This is a genomic window from Alteromonas sp. WD8-37, from assembly GCF_055326825.1.
This window is the reverse complement of record NZ_JBUZOV010000001.1, coordinates 512,602-536,535: the sequence shown is the minus strand read 5'-3', so window position 1 is coordinate 536,535 and position 23,934 is coordinate 512,602. Positions and strand designations below refer to the sequence as shown.

22 protein-coding genes are annotated in these 23,934 nt (G+C 53.1%); 6 read left to right on the top strand and 16 right to left on the bottom strand.

Features of this window, described 5'->3' with window-relative positions:
- Positions 1 to 6: 6 nt before the first annotated feature.
- Genes ACTUJZ_RS02500 through sdhC form a run of 4 tightly spaced genes read right to left on the bottom strand, consistent with a single transcriptional unit; the run spans position 7 to position 3,222 of the window.
- The gene (locus tag ACTUJZ_RS02500; RefSeq protein WP_463634682.1) at positions 7 to 717 is read right to left on the bottom strand and encodes a succinate dehydrogenase iron-sulfur subunit; all 711 of its coding nucleotides are present in this window, start codon (positions 715 to 717) and stop codon (positions 7 to 9) included.
- A gap of 15 nt (positions 718 to 732) precedes the next feature.
- Positions 733 to 2,505, bottom strand: coding sequence for a succinate dehydrogenase flavoprotein subunit (sdhA, locus tag ACTUJZ_RS02495; protein WP_463634681.1), 1,773 nt, complete (start codon positions 2,503 to 2,505; stop codon positions 733 to 735).
- A 1-nt stretch (position 2,506) separates the two neighbouring features.
- Positions 2,507 to 2,854: a succinate dehydrogenase, hydrophobic membrane anchor protein gene (gene sdhD, locus ACTUJZ_RS02490; RefSeq protein ID WP_463634680.1), complete on the bottom strand. Its 348-nt coding sequence runs from the start codon at positions 2,852 to 2,854 to the stop codon at positions 2,507 to 2,509.
- Entirely contained in the window at positions 2,848 to 3,222 is a 375-nt protein-coding gene (gene sdhC / locus ACTUJZ_RS02485) for a succinate dehydrogenase, cytochrome b556 subunit (RefSeq protein ID WP_463634679.1), read from the bottom strand. The genes sdhD and sdhC overlap by 7 nt, the downstream gene beginning before the upstream one ends.
- A 687-nt stretch (positions 3,223 to 3,909) precedes the next feature.
- Between sdhC and ACTUJZ_RS02480 the strand changes: the two genes are divergently transcribed.
- Both ACTUJZ_RS02480 and ACTUJZ_RS02475 read left to right on the top strand, forming a co-directional pair.
- On the top strand, positions 3,910 to 5,190 hold the full coding sequence (locus ACTUJZ_RS02480; RefSeq protein ID WP_463634678.1) for a citrate synthase: 1,281 nt from the start codon (positions 3,910 to 3,912) through the stop codon (positions 5,188 to 5,190).
- A gap of 100 nt (positions 5,191 to 5,290) precedes the next feature.
- Positions 5,291 to 5,713 (top strand): DUF3429 domain-containing protein, encoded by a 423-nt coding sequence (locus tag ACTUJZ_RS02475; RefSeq protein ID WP_463634677.1) that lies wholly within the window; start codon positions 5,291 to 5,293, stop codon positions 5,711 to 5,713.
- Here the strand turns inward: ACTUJZ_RS02475 and ACTUJZ_RS02470 are convergent.
- The 3 genes from ACTUJZ_RS02470 to ACTUJZ_RS02460 form a co-directional block, all read right to left on the bottom strand.
- A complete protein-coding gene (locus ACTUJZ_RS02470) occupies positions 5,710 to 7,185 on the bottom strand; it encodes a phosphohexomutase domain-containing protein (protein ID WP_463634676.1) in 1,476 nt (491 codons plus the stop codon). The two genes, ACTUJZ_RS02475 and ACTUJZ_RS02470, sit on opposite strands and share 4 nt — an antisense overlap.
- On the bottom strand, positions 7,182 to 8,600 hold the full coding sequence (locus tag ACTUJZ_RS02465; RefSeq protein ID WP_463634675.1) for a mannose-1-phosphate guanylyltransferase/mannose-6-phosphate isomerase: 1,419 nt from the start codon (positions 8,598 to 8,600) through the stop codon (positions 7,182 to 7,184). Before ACTUJZ_RS02465 ends, ACTUJZ_RS02470 begins: the two co-directional genes overlap by 4 nt.
- 307 nt (positions 8,601 to 8,907) lie before the next feature.
- Positions 8,908 to 9,873 carry a glutathione S-transferase family protein gene (locus ACTUJZ_RS02460; RefSeq protein ID WP_463634674.1) on the bottom strand — a complete coding sequence of 322 codons (966 nt, stop codon included), beginning with the start codon at positions 9,871 to 9,873 and terminating at the stop codon, positions 8,908 to 8,910.
- Between the two features lie 202 nt (positions 9,874 to 10,075).
- Here ACTUJZ_RS02460 and tcdA point away from each other — a divergent pair, with 202 nt between their 5' ends.
- Together tcdA and ACTUJZ_RS02450 are read left to right on the top strand one after the other, a co-directional pair.
- Positions 10,076 to 10,852: a tRNA cyclic N6-threonylcarbamoyladenosine(37) synthase TcdA gene (gene tcdA / locus ACTUJZ_RS02455; RefSeq protein WP_463634673.1), complete on the top strand. Its 777-nt coding sequence runs from the start codon at positions 10,076 to 10,078 to the stop codon at positions 10,850 to 10,852.
- 37 nt (positions 10,853 to 10,889) lie between these two features.
- Positions 10,890 to 11,297 (top strand): hypothetical protein, encoded by a 408-nt coding sequence (locus ACTUJZ_RS02450; protein ID WP_463634672.1) that lies wholly within the window; start codon positions 10,890 to 10,892, stop codon positions 11,295 to 11,297.
- A 17-nt stretch (positions 11,298 to 11,314) separates the two neighbouring features.
- Here ACTUJZ_RS02450 and ACTUJZ_RS02445 read toward each other — a convergent pair whose 3' ends face one another.
- On the bottom strand, positions 11,315 to 11,788 hold the full coding sequence (locus tag ACTUJZ_RS02445) for a DUF2919 family protein (RefSeq protein ID WP_463634671.1): 474 nt from the start codon (positions 11,786 to 11,788) through the stop codon (positions 11,315 to 11,317).
- Positions 11,789 to 11,925: 137 nt separating this feature from the next.
- On the opposite strand from ACTUJZ_RS02445, the gene rimO reads away from it, so the two are divergent.
- Positions 11,926 to 13,386 (top strand): 30S ribosomal protein S12 methylthiotransferase RimO, encoded by a 1,461-nt coding sequence (rimO, locus tag ACTUJZ_RS02440; RefSeq protein WP_463634670.1) that lies wholly within the window; start codon positions 11,926 to 11,928, stop codon positions 13,384 to 13,386.
- Between the two features lie 13 nt (positions 13,387 to 13,399).
- Here the strand turns inward: rimO and ACTUJZ_RS02435 are convergent, their stop codons facing one another.
- From ACTUJZ_RS02435 to ACTUJZ_RS02405, 7 genes are all read right to left on the bottom strand, one after another.
- A complete protein-coding gene (locus ACTUJZ_RS02435) occupies positions 13,400 to 14,398 on the bottom strand; it encodes a Kelch repeat-containing protein (protein WP_463634669.1) in 999 nt (332 codons plus the stop codon).
- A complete protein-coding gene (locus ACTUJZ_RS02430) occupies positions 14,392 to 15,051 on the bottom strand; it encodes an SDR family oxidoreductase (protein WP_463634668.1) in 660 nt (219 codons plus the stop codon). The genes ACTUJZ_RS02435 and ACTUJZ_RS02430 overlap by 7 nt, the downstream gene beginning before the upstream one ends.
- Before the next feature lie 18 nt (positions 15,052 to 15,069).
- Entirely contained in the window at positions 15,070 to 15,816 is a 747-nt protein-coding gene (kdsB, locus tag ACTUJZ_RS02425; protein ID WP_463634667.1) for a 3-deoxy-manno-octulosonate cytidylyltransferase, read from the bottom strand.
- Between the two features lie 4 nt (positions 15,817 to 15,820).
- A complete protein-coding gene (locus ACTUJZ_RS02420) occupies positions 15,821 to 16,015 on the bottom strand; it encodes a Trm112 family protein (protein WP_463634666.1) in 195 nt (64 codons plus the stop codon).
- The gene (lpxK, locus tag ACTUJZ_RS02415) at positions 16,015 to 17,037 is read right to left on the bottom strand and encodes a tetraacyldisaccharide 4'-kinase (RefSeq protein WP_463634665.1); all 1,023 of its coding nucleotides are present in this window, start codon (positions 17,035 to 17,037) and stop codon (positions 16,015 to 16,017) included. Before lpxK ends, ACTUJZ_RS02420 begins: the two co-directional genes overlap by 1 nt.
- Before the next feature lie 12 nt (positions 17,038 to 17,049).
- The gene (gene msbA, locus ACTUJZ_RS02410) at positions 17,050 to 18,795 is read right to left on the bottom strand and encodes a lipid A export permease/ATP-binding protein MsbA (RefSeq protein ID WP_463634664.1); all 1,746 of its coding nucleotides are present in this window, start codon (positions 18,793 to 18,795) and stop codon (positions 17,050 to 17,052) included.
- 93 nt (positions 18,796 to 18,888) lie between these two features.
- Positions 18,889 to 20,994 carry a DNA internalization-related competence protein ComEC/Rec2 gene (locus ACTUJZ_RS02405; RefSeq protein WP_463634663.1) on the bottom strand — a complete coding sequence of 702 codons (2,106 nt, stop codon included), beginning with the start codon at positions 20,992 to 20,994 and terminating at the stop codon, positions 18,889 to 18,891.
- 293 nt (positions 20,995 to 21,287) lie between these two features.
- Here ACTUJZ_RS02405 and ACTUJZ_RS02400 point away from each other — a divergent pair, with 293 nt between their 5' ends.
- Positions 21,288 to 21,827 carry a DUF2062 domain-containing protein gene (locus tag ACTUJZ_RS02400; protein ID WP_463634662.1) on the top strand — a complete coding sequence of 180 codons (540 nt, stop codon included), beginning with the start codon at positions 21,288 to 21,290 and terminating at the stop codon, positions 21,825 to 21,827.
- Positions 21,828 to 21,864: 37 nt separating this feature from the next.
- Here the strand turns inward: ACTUJZ_RS02400 and ligA are convergent, their stop codons facing one another.
- Entirely contained in the window at positions 21,865 to 23,904 is a 2,040-nt protein-coding gene (gene ligA / locus ACTUJZ_RS02395) for an NAD-dependent DNA ligase LigA (RefSeq protein WP_463635227.1), read from the bottom strand.
- Positions 23,905 to 23,934 lie beyond the last annotated feature (30 nt).

Below are 23,934 nucleotides of genomic sequence, written 5' to 3'. Positions count from 1 at the left end.
TTTTAACTAAACAGCCCGTTGCAATAGCATCGATTTGATTTTACCGATGGCTTTTGTCGGGTTTAATCCTTTAGGACATACGCTGACACAATTCATGATGTTATGGCAACGAAATACGCTAAATGCGTCATCCAGGTCGTTTAGCCGTTCTTCCGTGGCGGTGTCACGGCTGTCGGCCAGGAATCGATACGCATGTAACAAGCCTGCCGGACCAATAAATTTATCCGGATTCCACCAGAACGAGGGGCAAGAGGTTGAACAACATGCACATAATATACACTCGTACAGACCATCCAGCTTAGCACGTTCTTCTGGTGACTGCAGATGCTCTCGCGCCGGCGGCTGCTTAGCATCGTTAATCAAAAACGGCTTCACTTTTTCGTACTGGGTATAGAACTGGGTTAAATCAACCACCAGATCACGTACCACTGGCAAGCCTGGCAGCGGGCGAATCACAATCTTGCCCTTGCCCAGTGCCGAGATAGGGGTAATACATGCCAGGCCGTTTTTGCCGTTCATGTTCATACCATCCGAGCCGCATACACCTTCACGGCAGGAGCGACGCAAAGACAAAGTAGGATCCTGCTCTTTTAGCTTAAGCAGCACATCCAATACCATCAGATCCACACCGTCATCAACCTCCAGTTGGTAGTCTTGCATGCGCGGTGCTTTGTCTTCTTCCGGGTTGTAGCGATAAATAGAAATATCTAGCTTCATGACTGATAACCTTTTTTAGTAAGAACGCGCTTTGGGCGGGAAGGCTTCCCGCAGCTTAGGTGACATATTCACCTGGCGCTTCACCATTGAATCATCTTCCGGACGGAAGACGGTGTGGCACAGCCAGTTTTCATCATCCCGATCCGGATGGTCGAAGCGGCTATGGGCACCACGGCTTTCAGTACGGAAGTTCGCCGCTACGGCTGTGCTGTAAGCGGTTTCCATCAGATTGTCCAGCTCCAGACACTCAATACGCTGGGTATTGAAATCTGAACTCTTATCATCCAAACGGGCATGCTGCAAACGTTCGCGAATTTCGCGCAACTCTTTCAGGCCATCGGCCATTGCATCCCCTTCACGGAATACCGAGAAGTTAAGCTGCATACATTTCTGCATGTCTTTTTTGATTTGAACCGGATCTTCACCTTTGCCTTTTTCTGAGTTCTCCCAACGGTTGAAACGGCTCATGGCAGCTTCAAGGTCAGACTCACTGGCATTGCGGGTAGCACTCATTTCATTAAGCTTTTCACCCAGGTGTAAACCGGTTGCGCGGCCAAATACTACCAAATCAAGCAGTGAGTTACCGCCTAAGCGGTTAGCACCGTGAACCGATACGCAGGCAATTTCACCACAAGCGAACAAGCCATTAACCACCTGATCGTTGCCGTTTTCATCCACACGCAGGGCCTGGCCATGTACGTTAGTTGGGATACCCCCCATCATATAGTGACAGGTAGGGATAACCGGAATTGGTTCTTTTACCGGATCGACGTGGGCAAAAGTACGTGATAATTCCAGAATACCCGGCAAGCGAGATTCCAATACATCTTTACCTAAGTGATCCAGCTTCAGTTTGATGTGTGTGCCCCACGGGCCTTCACAACCACGGCCTTCGCGGATCTCAGTCATCATCGAACGGGCCACAACATCACGGCCAGCCAAATCTTTAGCATTTGGTGCATAACGCTCCATGAAGCGCTCACCGTCTTTATTAAGCAGATAACCACCTTCACCCCGGCACCCTTCGGTTACCAGCGTACCAGCACCGGCAATCCCGGTGGGGTGGAACTGCCACATTTCCATATCCTGTGCAGAGACACCGGCGCGCAATGCCATACCAATACCGTCACCCGTATTGATGTGCGCGTTGGTGGTTGAGGCAAAGATACGCCCTGCACCACCGGTCGCCAGAACCACAGCACGAGATTTAAAATAGACTACCTGACCAGTTTCGATATCAATGGCGGTACAGCCAACTACATCGCCATCCTGGTTTTTCACCAGGTCCAGCGCGTACCATTCACTGAATACTTTGGTTTTGTTTTTTACATTTTGCTGATACAGCAAGTGCAGCAAGGCGTGACCAGTACGGTCAGCGGCTGCAGCGGTCCGAGCGGCCTGCTCGCCGCCAAAGTTCTTTGACTGGCCGCCAAATGGGCGCTGGTACACTTTACCGTTTTCGAAACGGCTGAAGGGCAGCCCCATGTTTTCCATTTCAAGAATGGCTTTCGGGCCGGTTTCACACATGTATTCAATGGCATCCTGGTCGCCAATGTAGTCAGACCCTTTTACAGTGTCATACATGTGCCATTCCCAGTTATCTTCGTGGGAATTGCCCAACGCTACTGTGATACCACCCTGGGCAGACACAGTATGTGAACGGGTTGGAAACACTTTTGATAAAAGTGCGCAGGATTTGCCAGATTGTGAAATTTGCAGAGCAGCGCGCATTCCGGCGCCACCGGCACCAATCACAACGGTATCAAACTCATGTACTGGTAAACTCATATTACACACCCCACAGAACAAACAGACCAACAAGCACGTAGGCAAACGCAATCAGGTTTAGAACCCACTGAAGTGTTGCGCGCACTGAGGTTGACTTGATGTAGTCAGTCAGTACCTGCCATAACCCGATGCGGGTATGAATCATGATGGATACCAGCGTTGCCAGGGTAAACACCTTCATGGTCAGGCTGGAGAAAAAGCCTTGCCACACATCAAAGGTAAGATTGTCTGTTGTGATAAAAAACCACGCCATTACCAGCGTGAAAGCGAAAATGATTACTGCGGTGGTACGTAATGAAACATAATCCTGAATGCCATTACGTTTGACGCTTGCCTGATTCGTTACCATAGTACTACTCCCAATACGATGGTCAGGATAATCCATAGTGCGATGATGATTTTTGCACTCAGATTGCCTGATTCAAGTTCTTCCCAGTAGCCCTTATCCTGCACCATGTGACGCACACCACCTAAGATGTGGTAGGTCAGTGCTGATAAGGTGCCAATCGCAATTACTTTACCCAAGACGCCAGCCATAAGGCCCTGGACTTGTTCGAAGCCTTCAGGCGAGGACACTGATACAGCCCACGCCCAAATAACAAACAGCAGCGCAAAAAACATTGCGACGCCGGTGATGCGGTGAAGAATTGACGAAATAGCAGAAGGCGGAAATTTAATGGTATTGAGCTCTAAATTAACTGGTCTTTGCTTTTTCACAATTTATGCCTGTTTTATCCGTAGGGACAATGAATTACTCGTTGTTTTTATGTCCTGACTGAGCAATTCCGTTTATTAATGTTAACGTTCTCATCCGTTGAGCTATTAACAATTTGTGAACTTAAGGTTGCTTTAAACAGCACCTAGATGTGTCTGAAATTAAGCACGCCCGAGTATATCTAGCACATTGTATAATTACAATTTTTTGTAGACGTCTGCCACCATGGTCGTACATTAAGCCGGCAGGTCAGCGGTATTAGCTGAATACTTGATCAGAAAGGCTATCCTTAAATGTATAAACAGGGGCAGTTTAGCAGCCTCTGACGGCAATCACTACGCAGACAAAGTGTGATCGGTTGCCGACAGCCACCCCGTAAGTGCGGTAACTCCCTTCATCATGGCGCATCGGGTGAGCTAACTATTCGCTAACATTATGATTTTTATCGTGGCATTAAACATATTTAGGCCTGGGCTTAGCGCGTGAAGATTTTTTAACCCACACAATTGGTGCAAAAAAGCAACAGCGTGGGTGATAATTTGCGACAATCTAGAATATATATTGTACAAATATGCATTTAAATTGACTTCGGGATGCATAATAAAGTACAAATACGCCACTTTTCCCAGCAAAGCGCCATTATTTTGACGAATTTGCTGAAAACAGAACCATTCTGAGGAGAGCAATGTATGGCAGATCAGAAAGCCATTTTAAAAGCGGGCGACAAGGAAATAGAACTTCCTATTTGGTCCGGTACTGAAGGACAAGATGTAATTGATGTACGTTCGTTGGGCGCTCACGGGTATTTTACCTTTGACCCCGGCTTTATGGCGACCGGATCCTGCGAATCTGAGATCACCTACATCGATGGCGCCAATGGTGTATTGTTACACCGCGGCTACCCCATCGAGGAACTGGCGCGTGACGCCAGTTACCTGGAAGTGTGTTACATGCTGTTGAACGGCGAAGCACCGAACAAAGAAGAATATGAAACATTCCGTAAAACCATCACCCGTCACACGATGGTGCACGAACAAATTAACATGTTCTTCCATGGTTTCAGAAATGATGCCCACCCGATGGCGATGCTGTGTGGCACCGTTGGTGCGATGTCATCGTTCTATCACAGCGATTTGGATGTCGGCAATCCAGAAGAGCGTATGCGCAGTGCACATCGCTTAATTGCTAAGATGCCGACGCTGGTAGCGATGTGCTACAAGTACAACGTGGGTCAGCCTTTTGTGTATCCACGCAATGACTTGAGCTATGCAGCTAACTTCTTGAACATGATGTTCTCAGTGCCGGCGGAAGATTATGAAGTCAGCCCGGCGGTCGAGCGTGCTATGGATCGTATCTTTACGTTGCATGCTGACCATGAACAAAATGCGTCTACCTCAACAGTTCGCCTGGCAGGTTCATCCGGTGCCAACCCGTACGCGTGTATCGCTGCCGGTGTTGCCTCTTTATGGGGTCCGGCTCACGGTGGTGCCAACGAAGCCTGCTTGAACATGCTGGAAGAGATTGGCAGTGTGGATCGTATTCCTGAGTTTATCGAACGTGCCAAAGACAAGAACGACCCGTTCCGTCTGATGGGCTTCGGTCACCGGGTTTACAAAAACTACGACCCACGCGCCACTGTGATGCGTGAAAGCTGCCACGAAGTACTTAAAGAGCTGGATGTGCAGGATCCACTGCTGGATGTTGCCATGGAGCTGGAGCGTATCGCGCTGGAAGACGAGTACTTTGCAGAGAAGAAACTGTTCCCGAATGTTGATTTCTATTCAGGCATCGTACTGAAGGCGATTGGTATTCCGACCAACATGTTTACCTGTATCTTTGCCCTATCCCGTACAGTAGGCTGGATTTCACACTGGCACGAAATGATGAGCGATGAAAAACAAAAGATCGGTCGTCCGCGTCAGTTGTACAAAGGTTACAGCAAGCGCAAATACACCCCAATCAATAAATAATTGGGATGGTTGAAAAAAATAGCGCCTTTGGGCGCTATTTTTGTTTGGGCCAGCGTATTAAGCTGGCTTGTATGAAGATAAATCAACGCGAGGACTCACTATGCCCTACCCGGCTGTATTGTTAGGTGCTGCCGGCCTGCTGCCGTTTGTCGGCCTGCCACTACTGGCTATCTTTGGTGTGCTGGGTGATTATGCCGCGCTGCATTATTTCACTCTGTATTCAGCCGTGCTGCTGTCATTTTTTGGCGGGATCCACTGGTATGATGCGATCACCAAACAGACCACCAGTCATCAGCTGTATATCGCTATGCTACCGACCCTTATTGGTTGGGGATGCCTGATCTTAGGTGCGGATGTACGCACCCTGGGGATACTGTCCATGTCGTACCTGGGCGTGCTGTTGTATGACAAGTTTACCCTGGCACTGCCAAAGGCGCAGATCATGAGTTATATGGCATTTCGCGTGGCACTGACCACCGTAGTGGTGCTGTGCCACGCCTGGATGATTTTTATGAATAATTAAGCTACAGGCTGACCATCTTCCTGGCGGATCAGGCTAAGCAGTTCTGCAGTTTTTTGCTCCATCAGGGCAATGTCGCCTTTGGACTCAACATTGAGCCGGATCACCGGCTCAGTGTTGGACTTACGCAAATTAAAGCGCCAACTGCCAAACTCCAGTCCAATCCCGTCAGTCTCGTCCACCACTTCTGCCGCTGGCTTGTATTTTGCCAGCACCCGCTCTAGCGCTGCATCCGCATCGGTGAGCTTACTATTAATTTCACCAGATGACGGATAGGCCTGAATGCGCTGTTCTACCATGGCAGCCAGCGACATTTTCTTCACACACACCAGTTCAGCCACCAGCAACCAAGGGATCATACCGGTATCACAGTAGGCAAAATCGCGAAAATAATGATGAGCACTCATCTCGCCGCCATAAACCGCATCTTCCTTGCGCATCCGCTCTTTGATAAAAGCATGACCAGTTTTACTTTTGATGGGTGTGCCACCCAGCTCGGCCACGATGGCCTCGGTATTCCAGTACAAGCGCGGATCATAGATGATGCTGGCTGACGGGTCTTTTTCCAAAAAGGCTTGCGCCAGCAAACCTACAATGTAATAGCCTTCGATGAATTCGCCGTCGGCGTCAAACAAAAAGCAGCGGTCGAAATCACCATCCCAAGCAATGCCGAAGTCTGCCTTGTGCTCACGCACTGCAGCAGCGGTATCTGCCCGATTTTCCGGTAATAGTGGGTTGGGGATCCCGTTAGGAAAACTGGGATCCGGCTCGTGATGCACCTTAACAAATTCAATCGGAATATTGCGCGCCTGCAGCCCGGATTCGATAGCATCCAGCGCTTTGCCTGCCGCGCCGTTGCCAGCATTGACCACCAGCTTGAGCGGGCTGAAATTGGCCGCTTCGACATACGATAAAATATGCTCAACATAGGCATCCAGACAAGAGTCCTGCTGATACTGGCCGGATTGTATCAATGCTGCCTGAGTGATGTGGCTATGGCCGTCGTAAAAGGCGCGACTATCAATGGGCTGATTGCCGGTATAGGCCATCAAACGCTCATTCACATAATCGGTATCGAGCTGTTCAGCCGCCTGCTGGATAGCATGCAGGCCGGTGTCACCGCTAATGGGGATAGCACCGGCTTTGACCAGTTTCATGCCATTATAGTTAATGGGATTATGACTCGCTGTGACCTCGATACCACCGTCCACTTTTAAATGTTTAGTGGCAAAGTAAATCTCTTCCGTTCCGGTCATGCCCAGGTCGGTGACACTGGCCCCGCCGTCAATCAGGCCGGCACTTAAGGCCAGCTTTAACGGGGTCGAGGTTAAGCGCACATCGCCCCCTACTACTACGGTACGGGCAGCCAACACCGAGGCAAATGCATAACCGATACGGTATGCCACCGCCTCGTCTAACTGCACATTGAGTTCACCGCGAATATCGTAAGCTTTAAAACAGGTAATTTTACTCATGCGTCGGCCTTTTTCGCGGTACGACCATAACGGTCTGAAAAGCGCACAATGTCGTCTTCGCCAAGATACGCACCGGATTGCACTTCAATCAGCTCCAATGGGATCTTGCCCGGGTTTTCCAGTGCGTGTACTTCGCCAATTGGGATATAGGTAGACTCGTTTTCGGTCACCATCCGGGTAGTCTCCCCAATGGTGACACTGGCGGTACCAGAAACCACAATCCAATGCTCGGCGCGGTGATGGTGCATTTGCACCGATAATTTTTCACCCGGTTTGACCGTGATCCGTTTAACCTGGAAACGGGCACCGCTATCAATGGAATCGTAGCTGCCCCATGGACGAAATACTTCGCGATGGAATTCAAATTCAGGGCGCTTTTCAGCTTTTAAGCGGTTCACTACCTGCTTAATATTTTGCACCTTGTCTTTGTTGGCTACCATCACCGCATCTTTGGTTTCCACCACCACCACATTATCCAGCCCGATGACCGAAATCAGCCGGCCTTCGGCATTAATGTAGCTGTTATGTACATCCTCCAGGATTGCATCCCCTTTGATGACGTTGCCCTGTGCATCCTTATTGGCGGTGTCCCACAACGATGACCAGCTACCCACATCTGACCAACCGGCATCCAGCGGGATCATGGCTGCCTTGGCGGTTTTTTCCATGACCGCATAATCGATGGAATCGTCCGGGCAGGAGCTAAAGATTTCTTCGGAGATACGGATAAAATCTAAATCCTTGGCTTCGGTTTCAATGGCTTTTTTACAGATGGCCAGCATTTCCGGGTTGTATTTTTCCAGCTCTTCCAGATAGCGACTGGCTTTAAACATAAACATGCCGCTGTTCCAGAAATACTTGCCCGAATCGACGTATTCGCGGGCTGTGGCTTCATCTGGCTTTTCTACAAACTGGTCCACCACAAAACCCGGCTCCAGTTCCTGCGCCGCTTTGATATACCCATAGCCGGTGTGCGGCTCGTCCGGCACAATGCCAAAGGTTACCAGGTAGCCGGCATTGGCCAACTGCTCGGCTTGAGCAATGGCTTTGTGGAAAGGTTCGGTGTGCTTTATCAGGTGGTCGGCAGCCAGCACCAGTAAATTATCATCAGCATCTGACTGCAACGCATGTAATGCGGCCAGCGCAATGGCTGGCGCGGTATTACGGCCCACTGGCTCTAATAAAATGCCACCGTGCGCCACCTGCTTTTGACGTAATTGTTCTGCCACTAAAAAGCGGTGGGCATCATTACAAATCACAATGGGATTCTTGGCATCAATGCCGTCGAGCCGGGATAAGGTTTCCTGCAACATACTTTGTTCAGATGTCAGAGCAAGAAATTGCTTGGGAAGGGCGGCGCGAGATTTTGGCCACAGGCGGCTGCCAGAGCCACCGGCCAGAATTACTGGTTTCATGTTCTATCCTATGCTTTACTGCGTCAACGCAAGAGTCCTGCCACTATGTTATGCAAGCTATACAGCCTAATCAATCAATAACATAGCTATTTGGCCTTCATACTTAAAAAACGTGACAAAAGATGACTATTAGTTGTAATAAATTTAGTGCTACGACTATATGATGACCAATTATGCCTGTTCACCCCGCCCTTACGAGCTTCTGGGCACAGAGTTAAAGAGTTAGCGGGCACGAAGCAAGCATCAGACCAGCCTGCCCGGTGCCATCCAGTTAACTGCCCGCCAGGGCTGAGTGAGCGCGTTGCGCTTAGATAAACATCTCATCGCGCCCGTGGGGCTCATCCAGGTTCAGCTTTGGCCCTACAGGTACAATCTGGGTCGGATTAATCATAGTATGGCTGTAATAATAGTGCCGGGTAATATGGTCAAAATTGACGGTCTCGGCGACGCCGGGGTGCTGATACAGTTCGCGCATGTAGCCATTTAGCGCCGGATAATCGGATATTTGCTGACGGTTGCACTTAAAATGCCCGTGATACACGGCATCAAACCGGATCAGTGTGGTAAATAAGCGCCAGTCTGCTTCGGTGATTTGGGTGCCGGCCAGGTAGCGCTGGCTGGCCAGGCGGTGCTCTACGATATCTAGCGCGCGAAAGACTGCGTTGACCGCGTCTTCATAGGCTTCCTGGGTGGTTGCGAAGCCCGCTTTGTACACCCCGTTATTGATATTGTGATAGACCAGGGTATTAATTTGCTCGATTTCTTCTTGCAGGTTGTCCGGAAAATAATCGGTCTCATCGCCGGTGATCTCATTAAAGGCCCGGTTAAACATGCGAATGATATCGGCGGACTCATTGCTGACGATGGTTTTTTGCTGTTTATCCCAAAGCACTGGCACGGTCACCCGGGTGGTGATATTGCTATCCACCATGGTATACAGTTCGCGCAAATACTGGTGGCGGTATAAGGTGTCGCCGGTGGCGCCCGGGTATCCGGCAAAGGTCCAGCCCTCGTCCAGCATTTCAGGGGAAACCACCGACACACTGATATGATCATCCAGTTTTTTTAACTTGCGCATGATCAAAGTTCGGTGTGCCCACGGGCAGGCCAGCGACACATATAAATGGTAGCGACCGGATTCGGCCGGAAAGCGCGCCTCCGGACTGGCTTCTACCCAATCGCGAAATTGCGCTTCCTGGCGCTCAAATTTTCCATCGTGGCTATCGGTGTCATACCATTTATCCTGCCATTGGCCATCCACTAATAATCCCATGTTGTTCTCCTGTCTGGCATCTGTTTTTAGTGGGATTTGAACGCAGACTGGCTCCTTTCGGATTGCTTTGCTGCTCGGCCCTGGGCAAATCACTCATAAATCCTGTAAAGCCCTCGCCAGCGATGCCGGGCGGAGTCAGATTTGTTATACTGCGGCCCTTTTTGTGGCAGTCCACCTGCCGAACAGTTATTTAAGGTAGAGTATGACAAGCGATCTCCAACGCTATGGTGGCACCGCCCGTTTGTATGGTGCCGCAGCCCTGGACACTTTGGCTGAGGCTCATGTCTGTGTGATTGGCATTGGTGGTGTCGGCTCATGGAGTGCTGAGGCGCTGGCACGTTCAGGCATTGGCAAAATCACCCTGGTGGATCTGGACGATATTTGCCTGACCAATACCAATCGCCAAATTCATGCGTTGACCGACACCGTGGGCCGGGCCAAAGTAGATGTGATGGCGCAGCGCCTGCAGGCCATCAACCCGGGTATTGAAGTGAATGCTTTAGAGGATTTTGTCACGCCGGAGAATGTGCGTGAGATGATCACGCCGGCGTTTGATGCGGTAATCGAAGCCACCGACAGCATTAAAGCCAAAGCGGCCATCATTTATAGCTGCAAACGGCAAAAAATTCCGGTGGTCACCGTGGGTGGAGCCGGCGGCCAGATAGATCCGGGCCAAATCACCCGCGCCGACCTGGCCAAAACCATCCAGGATCCCCTGGCTGCAAAAGTACGCTCAATACTGCGCCGGGATTACGGCTTTAGTAAAAACCCCAAGCGCAGGTTTGGCGTGGAATGTATTTATTCCACCGAGCAATTACGCTACCCCCAACCTGACGGTAGTGTATGCTATAACAAATCAGTGATGGAAAATGGTACCCGGCTGGATTGCGCCGGCGGCTTCGGTGCCTCGGTAATGGTTACCGCCACCTTTGGCATGATGGCCGCGGCCAGCGTGGTAAATAAACTCAGCGGCAATTGATCCGCCGCGCGGTCATAGATTAAGGAGTACACAGCACATGCAACAACAAGAACTCGACGCATTGATGATTGACTCGGCGGACAATGCGGTGGAAACCGCACGCAGTGAATTTTCTATTGAACTGGATTATTCGCGGGCCAGTGTGGCCCTGGTGGATGAGATCATCTTACAGTTTATCACCACCTTTAAAGACAAAGCACTGGAAGACACCGCGGTGTTTACCATTTGTAATATCTATGGTGCCTATGTAGGAGAAACGTTTCGCAAGCTGGCGGGTGGCCAGTGGCGCTATGATGAAAGTGACCCGCAAGCGCCATTTATCGTGTTAGATGTGGGCGATCGTTCTTACGCCTTTGCCGGCATTTGCTACGAGCGCCTGGTGAATGACAGTAAAGTCAGTGTGCAGCGTTATTTCGAGCTGGCCTTGAGTTACCAGGCGCAATAAGCAGCCCGCCACCCTGTTCAGGCGGGCTGCTGCCAGTCTTTAACCAGCAACCGCCAGTGCCGACTGCGCACCACCAGCACCAATAGCAAGCTGGCCAGGCTCAACTGGCCGGCTAAGACGCCGCTAAACTGCCAGTGCAACTGCGCTAGCTGGCTTACGATCACCACACCATTTGCCATCACTCCGGCGACAATCAGCGGCAGCAACAATTTGCACCAGCCATAGCGTTGCTTTTTCCATAGACGACTTCGATTACCCAGTAATAACAGAGCCACAATCAACGGCACGGTGGCTGCCAGTTTTGCCCACAGCAAGGTTTGCTGCGGATAAAACAAACTGAGTAACTGTGTGGTGTGTCGGGTGCTGGCCAGTGCCATTACCAGCATCAGCCAGTCGAGACAATTTAACGCCAGCAACCAGTACAGCCAGCGCGGCGGTTTGATCACTCCGGCGTCATCGTAAGCACTCAATGGTAGGGGTAAAACAGGCATACAGCTTCCTGACAAAATATACCTGCCTATGGTAAATCATCGCCGCGACAGAGGCCAGGTCCGCTATCGCCGGGCTAGCCTTCGCTGTGCGACCTGCTATACTTGCGCGCCATTATGCACCAGCACCAGAAGTTGCCATGACCGTAGAAAAATTTACGCCTAATCCCACCACTACCTTAAGCACCCCGGTAAAAGTTTTACAGGACCAACCGGCCAGCGCAAACGCCGCCACTGAGCGCGCGCGGATCGGCTTTATTAGCTTAGGTTGCCCGAAAAATCTGGTGGATTCAGAGCGCATTCTGACCCAGTTGCGCACCGAAGGTTATGATGTGGTACCCACCTTCAATGATGCCGATTTGGTAATAGTTAATACCTGCGGCTTTATTGATGCCGCGGTGCAGGAATCTTTAGATACTATCGGCGAAGCCCTGGCAGAAAATGGCAAGGTAATCGTGACTGGGTGTCTGGGCATTAAAGACGATGAAATCCGTGAAGTGCACCCCAATGTGCTGGCGGTAACCGGCCCCCATGCCTACGAGGAAGTGGTGAATCAGGTCCACACCCATCTGCCGGCGCCGGCGCACAACCCATTTGCGGATTTGGTGCCAGACCATGGCGTCAAACTGACCCCGCGCCATTATGCCTATTTAAAGATTTCTGAAGGCTGTAACCATCGCTGCACGTTTTGCATTATTCCATCGATGCGCGGCAACCTGGTCAGCCGCCCGGTGGGGGAAATCTTAGATGAAGCCAAGCGGTTAAAAGCCGGCGGCGTGAATGAATTACTGGTGATCTCTCAGGATACCAGCGCTTACGGCGTAGATGTAAAACACCGCACCGGCTTCTGGGATGGCATGCCGGTCAAAACCCATCTGCAGCAACTGAGTAGCAAACTGGGCGAGCTCGACATGTGGGTACGCTTGCATTATGTCTATCCGTACCCACATGTGGATGATTTGATCCCACTGATGAATGAAGGCCGTATCCTGCCCTATCTGGATATTCCGTTACAGCATGCCAGTAAGCGTATTCTAAAACTGATGAAACGTCCGGGCAGTGCTGACCGGACCCTGGAGCGTATTCGTGCCTGGCGTGAGATCTGCCCGGAACTGATTATCCGTTCAACCTTCATTGTTGGCTTCCCGGGTGAAACCGAGGAAGAATTTGAAGAACTGCTGACCTTTATCCAGGAGGCACAACTGGACCGCGTGGGCTGTTTTATGTACTCACCGGTGGAAGGGGCTAAGGCCAATGACTTACCCGACCCGGTACCGGAAGCAGTGAAGCAGGAACGGCACGCCCGTTTTATGGCAGTACAAAGTGAGATCAGTGCTGAGCGCCTGCAACAGCGCATCGGCCAGGAATATCTGGTAGTCATTGACGAGGTCACCAGCGAAGGCGCGGTAGGCCGTACTTATGCCGATGCACCAGAAGTGGATGGCCTTGTGCACCTTAATGGCGTGTACGATGTGCAGCCAGGTGAGCGGATCTGGGCAGAGGTGATCCACGCCGATGCCCACGATGTGTGGGCTGTACCTGCAGAAGGTGAGGCTGTGGATGAAGACGCTGTTGATGAGGCTGAACAAAGCCCAGCCTGAGATATCAGGCAGCTTACTCTCCGCGGTGTTTAAGCTTGCTCACCACCGCCGAGGTTTGGGCGGCGCCGGCCTTGGCTGCGCCGCCAATCAACCATACCTGATCGGCCAGAATCACCGCCCCTAAGCCATGTCGGGGGATGGGCATGGTGGAGACCTGTGCCCAGCGCTGGCGCTCAATGTCATATTCCCAGACTTCAGAAAACACCCCGCCTTCTCCGACAAAATGCTCACCACCAAACACATAGATATTGTGCCGGTATGCAACACACGCCAGGCCAGCCTGCGCCTGAGGCAGCGGTTTCAGGGTGGTCCACTTGCCGCTGGAAGGGTCAAACTGTTCATGAGTATCCAGGTTGCCTTTGTCTACCTGGCGACCTCCAATCACATGGATCTTACCTGCATAGGCCACTGCACAGGCGCTATTTCTGGGGGTGGGTAACGGTGCCGCGGTTTTCCATACCCCGGCTTTGGGCTCAAATACCCCGTGCCAGTCGGTATCCTTATGATCATGCCAGCGACCATTGGCCTCACCGGCCGGGCTGCGTCCGCCAATCAGATGAATTTTGTCATTCAGCACCACCGAAACCGTTTCTGACAAAGCCACTGGCAACGGATTTTTTTGTTGCCAGCGATTGGTTTGCCGGTCGAAACGCAGCACATTGTTGGTATTGATCCACTGCCCGTCCTGACCCTCAACAAACCCGCCAAACATCCACACCGCATCTGGCCGCGCCACCAGCATGGCGTGATGCCGCGGTTCGGGTAGTACAGGCAAAGATTGCCACTGCTGTTGGCTGGCCGACAAGCGGTAAAATCCATCACGTAATACAATACCGTTTGGATCTTCACTTAAGCCGCCAGCCACAAAAATATGCTGGTCATCCGCCGCTGGGTAAATTTCCTGGGTGGGTTGCGGCAGCGCCGGACCTGCCGACCAGTACAGAGATTCCTGCGCCTGGCCGGGCATACTGGCAGCGAGTAAGGCAAGAAGTGTTACGATCCGCTTTACCATGGCAGCTTACTGCCATTGGCGTGCCAGAAGGTCCCGGTGTGCTCAAGGGTCAGCGCATCCAGTCGGGCAATCAGCCCGGCTGCCGCATCATCCGGCGAGACATCACCGGCATTATTGACCATGTCGGTCTTAACAAAACCGGGGTGCAGCAAGGCCACTGCGATCCCCTGGGGCTTGAGGTCCTGGGCAAGCGAAACGCCGGCGGCATTGAGCGCAGCTTTGGACATTCGGTAACCATAATAGCCGCCCGACCCATTATCGGCCATGGATCCCATACGGCTGGTCACCAGGCCAATCTTACTGCCGTTTGACAACCGTGGCAGCAATGTCTGGGTAACCAGTAAAGGCCCCAGCGCATTGACCCTAAACTGGTATTCGATGGTATTGGGGTCCCAGTCAGAAAGGGTTTCGTGGCCTAGCACGCCGGCATTGTTAACCAGGATATCAATGCTAACATGTTCGAGGCCGGCCAGCGCATCGGCCAGCCCTTCCGGTTTGGCCAGATCCACTCCGGTGTGAATGTGGGCGCAGGTTTCTTTTAGCGCCTCACTACTGTGTCGACACAACGCATGTACTGTTGCCCCGCGCTGGCAATACGCCTGCACCAGCGCCAGGCCAATGCCGCGATTGGCACCGCTAATCACCACATTCATCGGCTGTCTCCTTTGCTGTTACAAAGTATCCAGCAGCGCGCTTAGGTCATCGGGCGTATCAATGCCCACCGGGGGCGGCGCTGCGGCCACCTCAATATGAATTTTATCGCCATACCACAATGCCCGTAGCTGCTCTAATGATTCAAGCTGTTCCAGAATAGTGGCCGGATACGCCACATACTGCTGGATATAACTGGCACGGTAGGCATATAAGCCAATATGTCGTAAATAGTGCTGTGGATCTACCGCTTGTGTTTTTTCCAGCATTGCGGCCCGATCATAGGGCATGGCCGAGCGAGAAAAATACAGCGCTTCACCGTGTGCATTTGCCACCACCTTGACCATATTCGGGTTGGCGATGTCCTCAGCCCTGGTAAATGGCGTGGCCAATGTGGCCATGGCTACCTGTGGGTGCTGGGCTAAATTGGTGGCTACCTGGCGAATATTGGCAGCCGGTACAAAAGGTTCATCCCCCTGCACATTGACCACAATGGTGTCGGGCGCTAATTGTCGCGCGGCCACCACTTCGGCCAGCCGCTCGGTGCCAGAGTTGTGGGTCGCGGCAGTCATACATACCTGCGCATGGCCGGTGACCGCATCGGCTATATCGGTGTTGTCGGTGGCCACAATCACATCCGCTGCGCCCGCTTCGCGCGCCCGGTCAACCACATGGCGCACCATTGGCTGCCCCTTGATGTCGGCCAGTGGCTTACCCGGAAACCGGCTCGAACCGTAGCGCGCGGGAATAATGACACAGAATTCCATAGGCCTACCTGCTTTCTTCCAGCTGTTCACTGGTCAGCTGGGTAGCTTCACTTTCCATCAGGACCGGGATGCCGTCTTTGACCGGGTAGGCCAGACGGTCAAAACGGCACAACAACTGTGTTTTGTCCTGGCTTAAAATCAGCTTACCCTTGCACACCGGGCAGGCCACCACATCTAACAATTTACTATCAAAAGCCATTATTTTTCCTTTTTCAGTAGCCCTGCTTTTTGCAGATGCTGGCTAAGCTGGGTGTAACATGCACGCGGCAGACTGGCAGAAACTTGTAAATACCAGCAATCCGGGTGCGCAAAATCGGTCATTTTGACCGCGTCTTTTTCGGTCATAACCACTACCTGGGGTGGCACATCGGCTGCGCTGAACTGATGATGATCCGCAAAGACCCGGGTCTGATCTACCTGCATACCGAGGCTGGCCAGGGTGGTAAAAAATCGTTGTGGGTTGCCAATCCCGGCTAGTGCGACCACCTGTGGGTTTTGCGCCATAAACGCTTTTGCGCTGAGCCGGCGGGTTGGGTCAGCCACGTTAACAAAATGAGCCGGTACCAGCGCCATAGGGTATTGCTGCGCACTGACCCCTAACAAGCTGGCGTGCGCCGGCTCAACCACATTGTGCAGGATCATGGCTACAGTATCCAGCCGCCAGACGCCTTCCCGCAATGGCCCCATAGGCAGCAAATAACCATTGCCATAGCGACGTTCATCCATCACCACAATTTCCATATCACGCTGTAACCGGTAATGCTGGAGGCCATCATCACACACAATCACATTAACGCCGAGCTCATCCACCAGGTAAGCCGCGCCGCGGGCCCGATCCGGGTCGATGACCACGGGCACGCCACTGCGCAGCCCCATCAGTTTGGGCTCATCGCCAACCCGCTCTGCCGGATCGTCAGGGCTGACCCGATGGGGATAATCTTTATGGCTGCCCCCATAACCGCGGCTTAAGATACCCGGTCGCAGCCCCAGCTCAATTAAATACTCAGTGATGGCCAACACAGCCGGGGTTTTACCATTGCCCCCCACCGAAATATTACCCACCACAATAATAAAACAATTGGCAGGCCGGGTGCTGGTTTTAAAGCCGGCGGTGTACAGGTAGCGGCGGCAACTGCTGATAATAAAAAACAGCGCCATCAGCGGCCACAGCAACCAGACCCACTTTTTGCGGCTATACCAGGCTTGTTCAAGCTTTGTCACACTGCCTCCGGCTTATTTGTCGCCAAATTGTAAGGCATGCAGCTGGGCATACGGGCCGTTATTGTCCAGCAAGGTTTGATGACGACCCCGCTCAATAATCTCGCCCTGCTCCACCACCATGATTTCATCGGCATTTTCAATGGTGGATAAGCGATGCGCCACCACCAGGCTGGTACAGCTTTTTTGCAGGGTTTCCAGCGCATCCTGTATTAAGCGTTCTGATTCGGTGTCCAGCGCCGAGGTTGCCTCATCCAGAATCAAAATTGGCGCTTTGGCCAGAATGGCCCGAGCGATAGCGATACGCTGACGCTGGCCGCCTGAAAGCATCAAGCCATTCTCGCCAATTATGGTATCCATGCCCTCGGGCAACTGCTCAACAAACTCGGTAACGTGGGCCATGGCCGCGGCTTTTTCCACTTCGTCTCGACTGACCGACTGGTTCGCACCGTAGGCGATGTTGTTGGCAATGGTATCGTTAAACAGCACCACGTGCTGTGAGACCAGCGCAAACTGGCGGCGCAATGAGGTCAGTTCAATGTCCTGCAGCGGTACCCCGTCAATGCTGATAGTACCCTGCTGCGGGGCATAAAAGCGGGTCAGCAAAGCCGAGATGGTGGATTTACCACTACCGGAGCGGCCTACCAGGGCAATGGTCTGGCCCGGCTCCGCGGTAAAGTTGATATTTTTAAGCGCCGGTACGCTTTTGTCCGGGTAGGCAAAGGTCACATCCTCAAAGGCAATGCGTCCGTCTGCACGTTCTATCACCTGGTTACCCTGATTTGGCTCCGGATCTTTATCCAGAATCTCAAAAATGCTGGTGCAGGCCGCCATGCCTTTTTGAAATTCGTTGTTAACTGTGGTGAGCTGTTTTAGCGGTTTTAATAACATCACCATATAAAACACCACACTGACAAAGGTACCGGCTGTCAGATTTTCCATCATCGACGGCAGGCTGGCCATGTACAACACAAAGGCCAGTGCAATAGAGGCGATTACCTGAATCGACGACACACTTAAAATCTGGGTGACCTGCAGTTTCATATTTTGCTGGCGGTTGTGATTATTTTTTTCAGCAAAGCGTTCTTGCTCAATTTGCTGACCACCAAACATTAAAATCACTTTGTGGCCTTTGACCGCCTGTTCCACCGCCGCGGTCACCGTGCCCATGGATTGCTGGATATTGCGGCTGACCTTGCGAAAGCGCTTGCTGACCAACGCCACAATCACCGCCACCACCGGACCAATTAACAAAAAGATCATCGACAATTGCCATGAGTAATAAAACATCACAATCAGCAGGCCGATGACCAGCGCGCCCTCGCGCACCAGGGTCAAAAAGGCTTTGCCAGCGGCATTGGCTACCTGCTCAGTGTCGTAAGTGACCTTACTGATAAGCGTACCCACCGCCTGTTTGTCGTGAAAGGCTACGGGAAGATGCAGATATTTTTCAAACAACTGCTGGCGCATCCGCATCACCACCTTGGCGCCGATCCAGCCTAAGGTGTAGGTGCCCATAAAATTGAACACGCCGCGCAGGATAAACAGCGGCACGATGGCATACGCCGCCATGGTCAAAAATTGGCTGTCATTATTAGCCAGCGACTCATCAATCAGGGTTTTTAAATGCGCCACCACATAGGTGTCCAGCGCGGAGTAGCCAATCATGCCGATGATGGCCACAGTAAATTCCAGTTTATAGTCGCGCAGATAGCCTAAAAAGCGTCGCACCTGGCCGCGCGAATAGTCGGTCTGTTGCATGAATCTGTTCACATAATTAAAAATCGGCGCCATTGTAACTGGTTACACGCAAATTCCATAATTTAGGCAGGTGGATGCGCACTCTGTCATCAATCAGAAGGTGGCGGCTCGCTGATGATACCAGCGCGGGCACAAGTGCTGACTGGCGGTGGACACCTGTACATTGCCATCGGCTACTGCAAAACGAATATAGCCACGCTGGCCGGTCGCCAGCAGCTGAGCCTGATAATCACGATAACGCTGCACCACCGACGGATGAGGAAAGCCCCAGCGGTTGTTGTATCCCTGGGTAAACACCACCCAGCGCGGCTGCAGAGTGGCAACAAAGCGTGCGCTGGAAGAACTTTGACTGCCATGATGCGGTGCAAGCAAAATATCGGTGCGGCGAAAAGAGCCGGTATCAAGTTGTTTGGAATACAGCAGCGCATATTCGCCGGCGCGCTCAATATCGCCCGGGGCCAGCAAAAAGGTGGTGCCATCGTCGATGGCCAGTACACAGGAGTGGTCGTTATCATCCACCCGATTGCCCGGAGGCGGCCACAGCGCGCGGATGGTCAGCCCCAGGTGCTGGCGCTGCATGCCGGCCTGGCAGCTATCCAGTGCGGTCGCCACAGTGGTGTTCGGGCCGATCTGAGGTAGTTGCAGCAAGGCTGCCAGCCCCCCGGCATGATCATTGTCCAGATGGCTGATAAAGATGGCTTCCACCCGGTGAATGCCCAAAAATGTCAGCAGTGGCCCAATCTGCCGCCGCGCCACGCTATGATCGCCAAATTGCGGCCCGGTATCCAGAATAATGGCAGAGCGGCCCCGGCTGATGATCACCGCGGTGCCCTGGCCGGCATCCACCACATGCACGTACCAGTGCGCCGGATTCAGTGCCAGGGTATAACTCAACGGCGCCAGCAGCAGGATCAAACTTACGCGGCGGCGCCCCCAAAACCGTGGTACCAGCCACAAACAACAGGCAATAAACACGCACGCCAGTGCGGCTGCCCCTATATTCAGGCTTACCGGCGCCAGCCATTCGGCCACCCAGGCCAGCACCTGCATAACCTGCCCCAGTAGGGCATCAAACGCGTGTAACCCCAGTCCGGCAGGATCCACCCCACTCAAGCTGGCCAGCAACGCCAGCAAGCCCAGCGGCAATAGCACTGTAATTATCGGCACAAGCAACAAATTAATCAGCGGCGCGAGTAGCGCTTGCTGACCAAACCAGCCCAGGGTCAGCGGTATCATCAATACGGTCAGCGCCAGCTGCATCCTGCATGCCCACGCTACTTTTTGCGTCCATGTTGTTAGCGGTGGCTGGGCCGACCACTGCCACAACCAGATGATCCCCACAGCGCCAACACTTAAATATAAACTGGCCGAGAATACCGCAAAAGGAAACATCAGCAGGCAGGCCGCCAGCATTACCCAGGCCAGCCAGAGTCGGCTGACCGCCCGGCCCAGTGCCTGCAGACTAAAAAACAGCCCCACCAGCAGCAACGCCCGACACACCGGCAACTGCCAGTTGGCCAGCGCGGTGTAAGCGCTGCATGCTGCCAGAGTAAACAGCGCACCAGGGTAAAAAATATCGGGCTGTTGGCGTAGCCACCCCAGCCGTGCCAGCAAATACACTCCAACGCGGGTGGCGGCAAACACCCATAGAGCTACCAGCCCCAGATGCATGCCGGAGATACTGAACAGGTGCGCGGTGCCGGTGTCGATGAGGGTTTGCCAGTCAGCAGCTTGTAATAGCTGGCGGTTACCCACCAGCAAGGCGGCCGTCCAGCGCTGATACTTCAGGTCTAGCAGGACCAGGTGCCGGGCTGCTTGCTGATGCCAGGAGTCTGCTGATAAGGGGACACTTTGTAGCACCGATTTGATGGTGCCACGCCGCACCAGGCGATTGGCCACAAACTGGCGCTGACTATCCCAGGCCCCCGGGTTGATCAGGCCTACCGGAGCCCGCAACCGTGCCCGTACAGTAAGCATGGTTCCTGTGGCAGGGCATGGCGCGGATAACGGCCAGGTGAGCGACACCGTAGGTTGCCACAGCGCATCTAAATGGCGACCGGTCAGAATCAAACCTTGAAGCTGGCAACCCTGTGGTTGCCGGGCCCTGGAGGCGCTTATCTGTACGGTCAGTACCTGTTGATCCGCTTTATTTGACTGTGGCAGTTGCCAAGTGCTGTACCAATACCCTACACTCGCCATCCAGCATGCACCGGCAAGTGCGCCGCCTGCCAACACAAGAACAGGATTTTGCCTGCTCGTGGGCAAACTATTTTGGGTAAGCAGCGGTACAAAAGACACACGCCGCCAACGCAGGCGCACGATCAGGTGTAATGCACAGGCCGCGGCAAACAGCCCGGCCAGAATAAATGGATGAGGCAACATGGGCCAGAACAAAGCAGATATTGCTGCGCTGCAAAAGCCGGCCAGCCAGTATGTGGTAAGATGCTGCATTCCGTTGCCTCATCATGCAATTTGTGGTGTTGATTCCTGCTATGCCCAGAAAGTTTATTAAACGTTTTTTGCCCGACCACCAGACGGTCAAACAAAACCGTGCACTCAAGATGTTCGGCACATTGTTACACGAACCGAATCTGTGGCATCTGAACCGGCGGTCAGCCCGCGGTGCCTTTGGCATCGGGTTGTTTTTTGCCTTTTGGCCGGTGCCCTTTCAAATGTGGCTTTCTGCTGCCGCCGCTGTTCCCTTTCGCGCTAATCTACCGTTGTCGGTGGCCACCGTGTGGATCACGAATCCGTTTACCATGCCACCGATATTCTACGCGGCTTATAAAGTGGGCACTACTGTACTTGGGACCGAGCCCACCCACTTCGAATTTCAGTTTAACTGGCAGTGGGTGGTAGAGAGTTTGAGCACCATTGGCCCGGCTTTTTTGGTGGGGTGTGCCATCTGTTCGATTCTGGCAGGTCTGGTGGGGTATTTTGGTCTGAATTATGTCTGGCGGTTTTCGGTACAAAAAGCCTGGGATGCCCGCCGCCAGGCGCGCGCTCAGCGCTCAAAGGATAGCAGCCGGTAAGCTCACCGGCTGCGTACAGAGTTACTCCGCCAGGGTTTTACTCAATCAGGCCATGCTCACGTAACAGTGTCAGCAAGCGCGCTTCATCCCACACCGCCACATCCAGTTCCTGCGCTTTGGTCAACTTCGAGCCGGCTTTTTCGCCAGCCACCAGAAAATCGGTTTTTGCTGACACCGAGCCGGCCACCTTCGCCCCCAGCTGCTGTAACAAGCCTTTGGCATCATTGCGATTCATCTGAGAAAAGGTCCCGGTCAGCACACAGGTTTGGCCGGCCAGTGGCTGCTCACCCGCCGGAGCTTGCGGCGCCGGCCAGTGCACGCCTTCGGCCCGCAGTGCAGCTACAATATCGGTATTGTGGCTTTCGCTGAAAAAATTAAAGATATGCTGAGCCACTACCACGCCAATATCATTTACCTCTTGCAGGCGTTCGACGCTGGCTTCCATCACGGCTTCTAAGGTACCAAATTCCACAGCCAGATTATTTGCAGTGGACTCCCCTACTTCGCGAATACCCAGCGCGTATAAAAATTTGGCCAGGGTGGTTTGCTTGGCTTTTTCCAGCGATGCCAGCAAGTTGGCCGCGGATTTTTCAGCCATGCGTTCCAGTCCAATCAGGCGCCCGATGTCCAGCCGGAAAAAATCAGCCGGGCTGTGCACCAAATCAGCATCGACTAACTGATCGATAAGTTTATCGCCCAGCCCATCGACATCCATGGCCTTGCGTGAAGCAAAATGCTTAAGCGCCTGCTTGCGCTGAGCTGCACAGATCAAACCGCCGGTGCAGCGGGCGACAGCTTCATCAGCCAGCTTTTCTACCTGGGAATCGCACACCGGGCACTGGGCCGGAAACACAATGTCCCGTGCGTCATCGGGGCGCTGAGCACTGACCACAGAGACCACCTGTGGGATCACATCGCCGGCGCGGCGGATCACCACCGCATCGCCAATTTTCACTCCCAGCCGGGCAATTTCGTCCTGGTTATGCAAGGTGGCATTGGACACGGTCACGCCACCGACAAACACCGGCTCAAGCCTGGCCACCGGCGTGATTGCCCCGGTTCGGCCCACCTGAAATTCCACATCTACCAGACGGGTGATTTCTTCCTGAGCCGGAAACTTCTGGGCGATGGCCCAGCGTGGTGCGCGGGCCACAAACCCCAGTTTTTCCTGTAATGCGATGGGATCAACCTTGAACACCACGCCGTCAATGTCGTAAGCCAGTGCTTCGCGCTGCGCCAGAATTTGCTGATAGTAATCCAGGCAGCCCTGCCCGCCGGTGGCAGTCGCCACTTCCGGGCACAATGGCAGACCCCACTGGGTCACCAGGTGCAGGCGTGCGCTATGGGTGGCTGGCAAGGTATAGTCTGCCGGGCTGACCAGCCCTAATGAGTAGGCATAAAACATCAGCGGGCGCTTGGCGGTGATGCGTGAGTCCAGCTGGCGCAGGCTGCCAGCTGCAGCATTACGCGGATTGGCAAACACTTTGCCATCGTTGGCTTTTTGCCGGGCATTTAACTTTTCAAAGCCTGCTTTGGGCATAAAAACTTCACCCCGGACTTCGACCCGCTCTGGTAACTGCTCGCCACGTAAACGCAACGGCACATTGGCAATGGTCTTTACATTTTCGGTGATGTTTTCACCCACCTGGCCATCGCCCCGGGTGGCTGCCCGCACCAGTTTACCGTTTTCGTACAACAAGCTTACCGCCAGGCCATCAAGCTTTGGCTCACAGCTAAACGTCAGCGTAGCGGTGTCTTTCAACCGGTCTTTGAGACGTTTCTCAAACGCCAGCACCGCTTCATCATCAAAAGCGTTGTCCAGCGACAACATGGGCACTTCGTGCGCCACCTCCTCAAAGGCGGTGAGCGGCTGGCCACCCACTTTCTGACTGGGTGAGTCGTCACTGCGCAGCTGCGGATGGGCTGCCTCCAGTGCTTTTAACTGCTCCATCAACCGGTCATATTCGGCATCCGGCACGGTGGGCGCATCCAGTACATAGTATTGATGGTTATAGTCGCGCAGGGTGTCGCGCAGCGTAGTGATTTGTTGTTCTACTGACGGGTTGTTTTCAGCCATAGCCTTAAAAATAGTGTCGATAAATAAAAA

What these genes read in the sequence shown, in the direction of transcription:
- ACTUJZ_RS02500 (WP_463634682.1), bottom strand. Translation starts at nt 717, where the DNA reads ATGAAGCTAGATATTTCTATTTATCGCTACAACCCGGAAGAAGACAAA.
- sdhA (WP_463634681.1), bottom strand. Translation starts at nt 2,505, where the DNA reads ATGAGTTTACCAGTACATGAGTTTGATACCGTTGTGATTGGTGCCGGT.
- sdhD (WP_463634680.1), bottom strand. Translation starts at nt 2,854, where the DNA reads ATGGTAACGAATCAGGCAAGCGTCAAACGTAATGGCATTCAGGATTAT.
- ACTUJZ_RS02480 (WP_463634678.1), top strand. Translation starts at nt 3,910, where the DNA reads ATGGCAGATCAGAAAGCCATTTTAAAAGCGGGCGACAAGGAAATAGAA.
- ACTUJZ_RS02475 (WP_463634677.1), top strand. Translation starts at nt 5,291, where the DNA reads ATGCCCTACCCGGCTGTATTGTTAGGTGCTGCCGGCCTGCTGCCGTTT.
- ACTUJZ_RS02470 (WP_463634676.1), bottom strand. Translation starts at nt 7,185, where the DNA reads ATGAGTAAAATTACCTGTTTTAAAGCTTACGATATTCGCGGTGAACTC.
- ACTUJZ_RS02465 (WP_463634675.1), bottom strand. Translation starts at nt 8,600, where the DNA reads ATGAAACCAGTAATTCTGGCCGGTGGCTCTGGCAGCCGCCTGTGGCCA.
- ACTUJZ_RS02460 (WP_463634674.1), bottom strand. Translation starts at nt 9,873, where the DNA reads ATGGGATTATTAGTGGATGGCCAATGGCAGGATAAATGGTATGACACC.
- tcdA (WP_463634673.1), top strand. Translation starts at nt 10,076, where the DNA reads ATGACAAGCGATCTCCAACGCTATGGTGGCACCGCCCGTTTGTATGGT.
- ACTUJZ_RS02450 (WP_463634672.1), top strand. Translation starts at nt 10,890, where the DNA reads ATGCAACAACAAGAACTCGACGCATTGATGATTGACTCGGCGGACAAT.
- ACTUJZ_RS02445 (WP_463634671.1), bottom strand. Translation starts at nt 11,788, where the DNA reads ATGCCTGTTTTACCCCTACCATTGAGTGCTTACGATGACGCCGGAGTG.
- rimO (WP_463634670.1), top strand. Translation starts at nt 11,926, where the DNA reads ATGACCGTAGAAAAATTTACGCCTAATCCCACCACTACCTTAAGCACC.
- ACTUJZ_RS02435 (WP_463634669.1), bottom strand. Translation starts at nt 14,398, where the DNA reads ATGGTAAAGCGGATCGTAACACTTCTTGCCTTACTCGCTGCCAGTATG.
- ACTUJZ_RS02430 (WP_463634668.1), bottom strand. Translation starts at nt 15,051, where the DNA reads ATGAATGTGGTGATTAGCGGTGCCAATCGCGGCATTGGCCTGGCGCTG.
- kdsB (WP_463634667.1), bottom strand. Translation starts at nt 15,816, where the DNA reads ATGGAATTCTGTGTCATTATTCCCGCGCGCTACGGTTCGAGCCGGTTT.
- ACTUJZ_RS02420 (WP_463634666.1), bottom strand. Translation starts at nt 16,015, where the DNA reads ATGGCTTTTGATAGTAAATTGTTAGATGTGGTGGCCTGCCCGGTGTGC.
- msbA (WP_463634664.1), bottom strand. Translation starts at nt 18,795, where the DNA reads ATGCAACAGACCGACTATTCGCGCGGCCAGGTGCGACGCTTTTTAGGC.
- ACTUJZ_RS02405 (WP_463634663.1), bottom strand. Translation starts at nt 20,994, where the DNA reads ATGGCGAGTGTAGGGTATTGGTACAGCACTTGGCAACTGCCACAGTCA.
- ACTUJZ_RS02400 (WP_463634662.1), top strand. Translation starts at nt 21,288, where the DNA reads ATGCCCAGAAAGTTTATTAAACGTTTTTTGCCCGACCACCAGACGGTC.
- ligA (WP_463635227.1), bottom strand. Translation starts at nt 23,904, where the DNA reads ATGGCTGAAAACAACCCGTCAGTAGAACAACAAATCACTACGCTGCGC.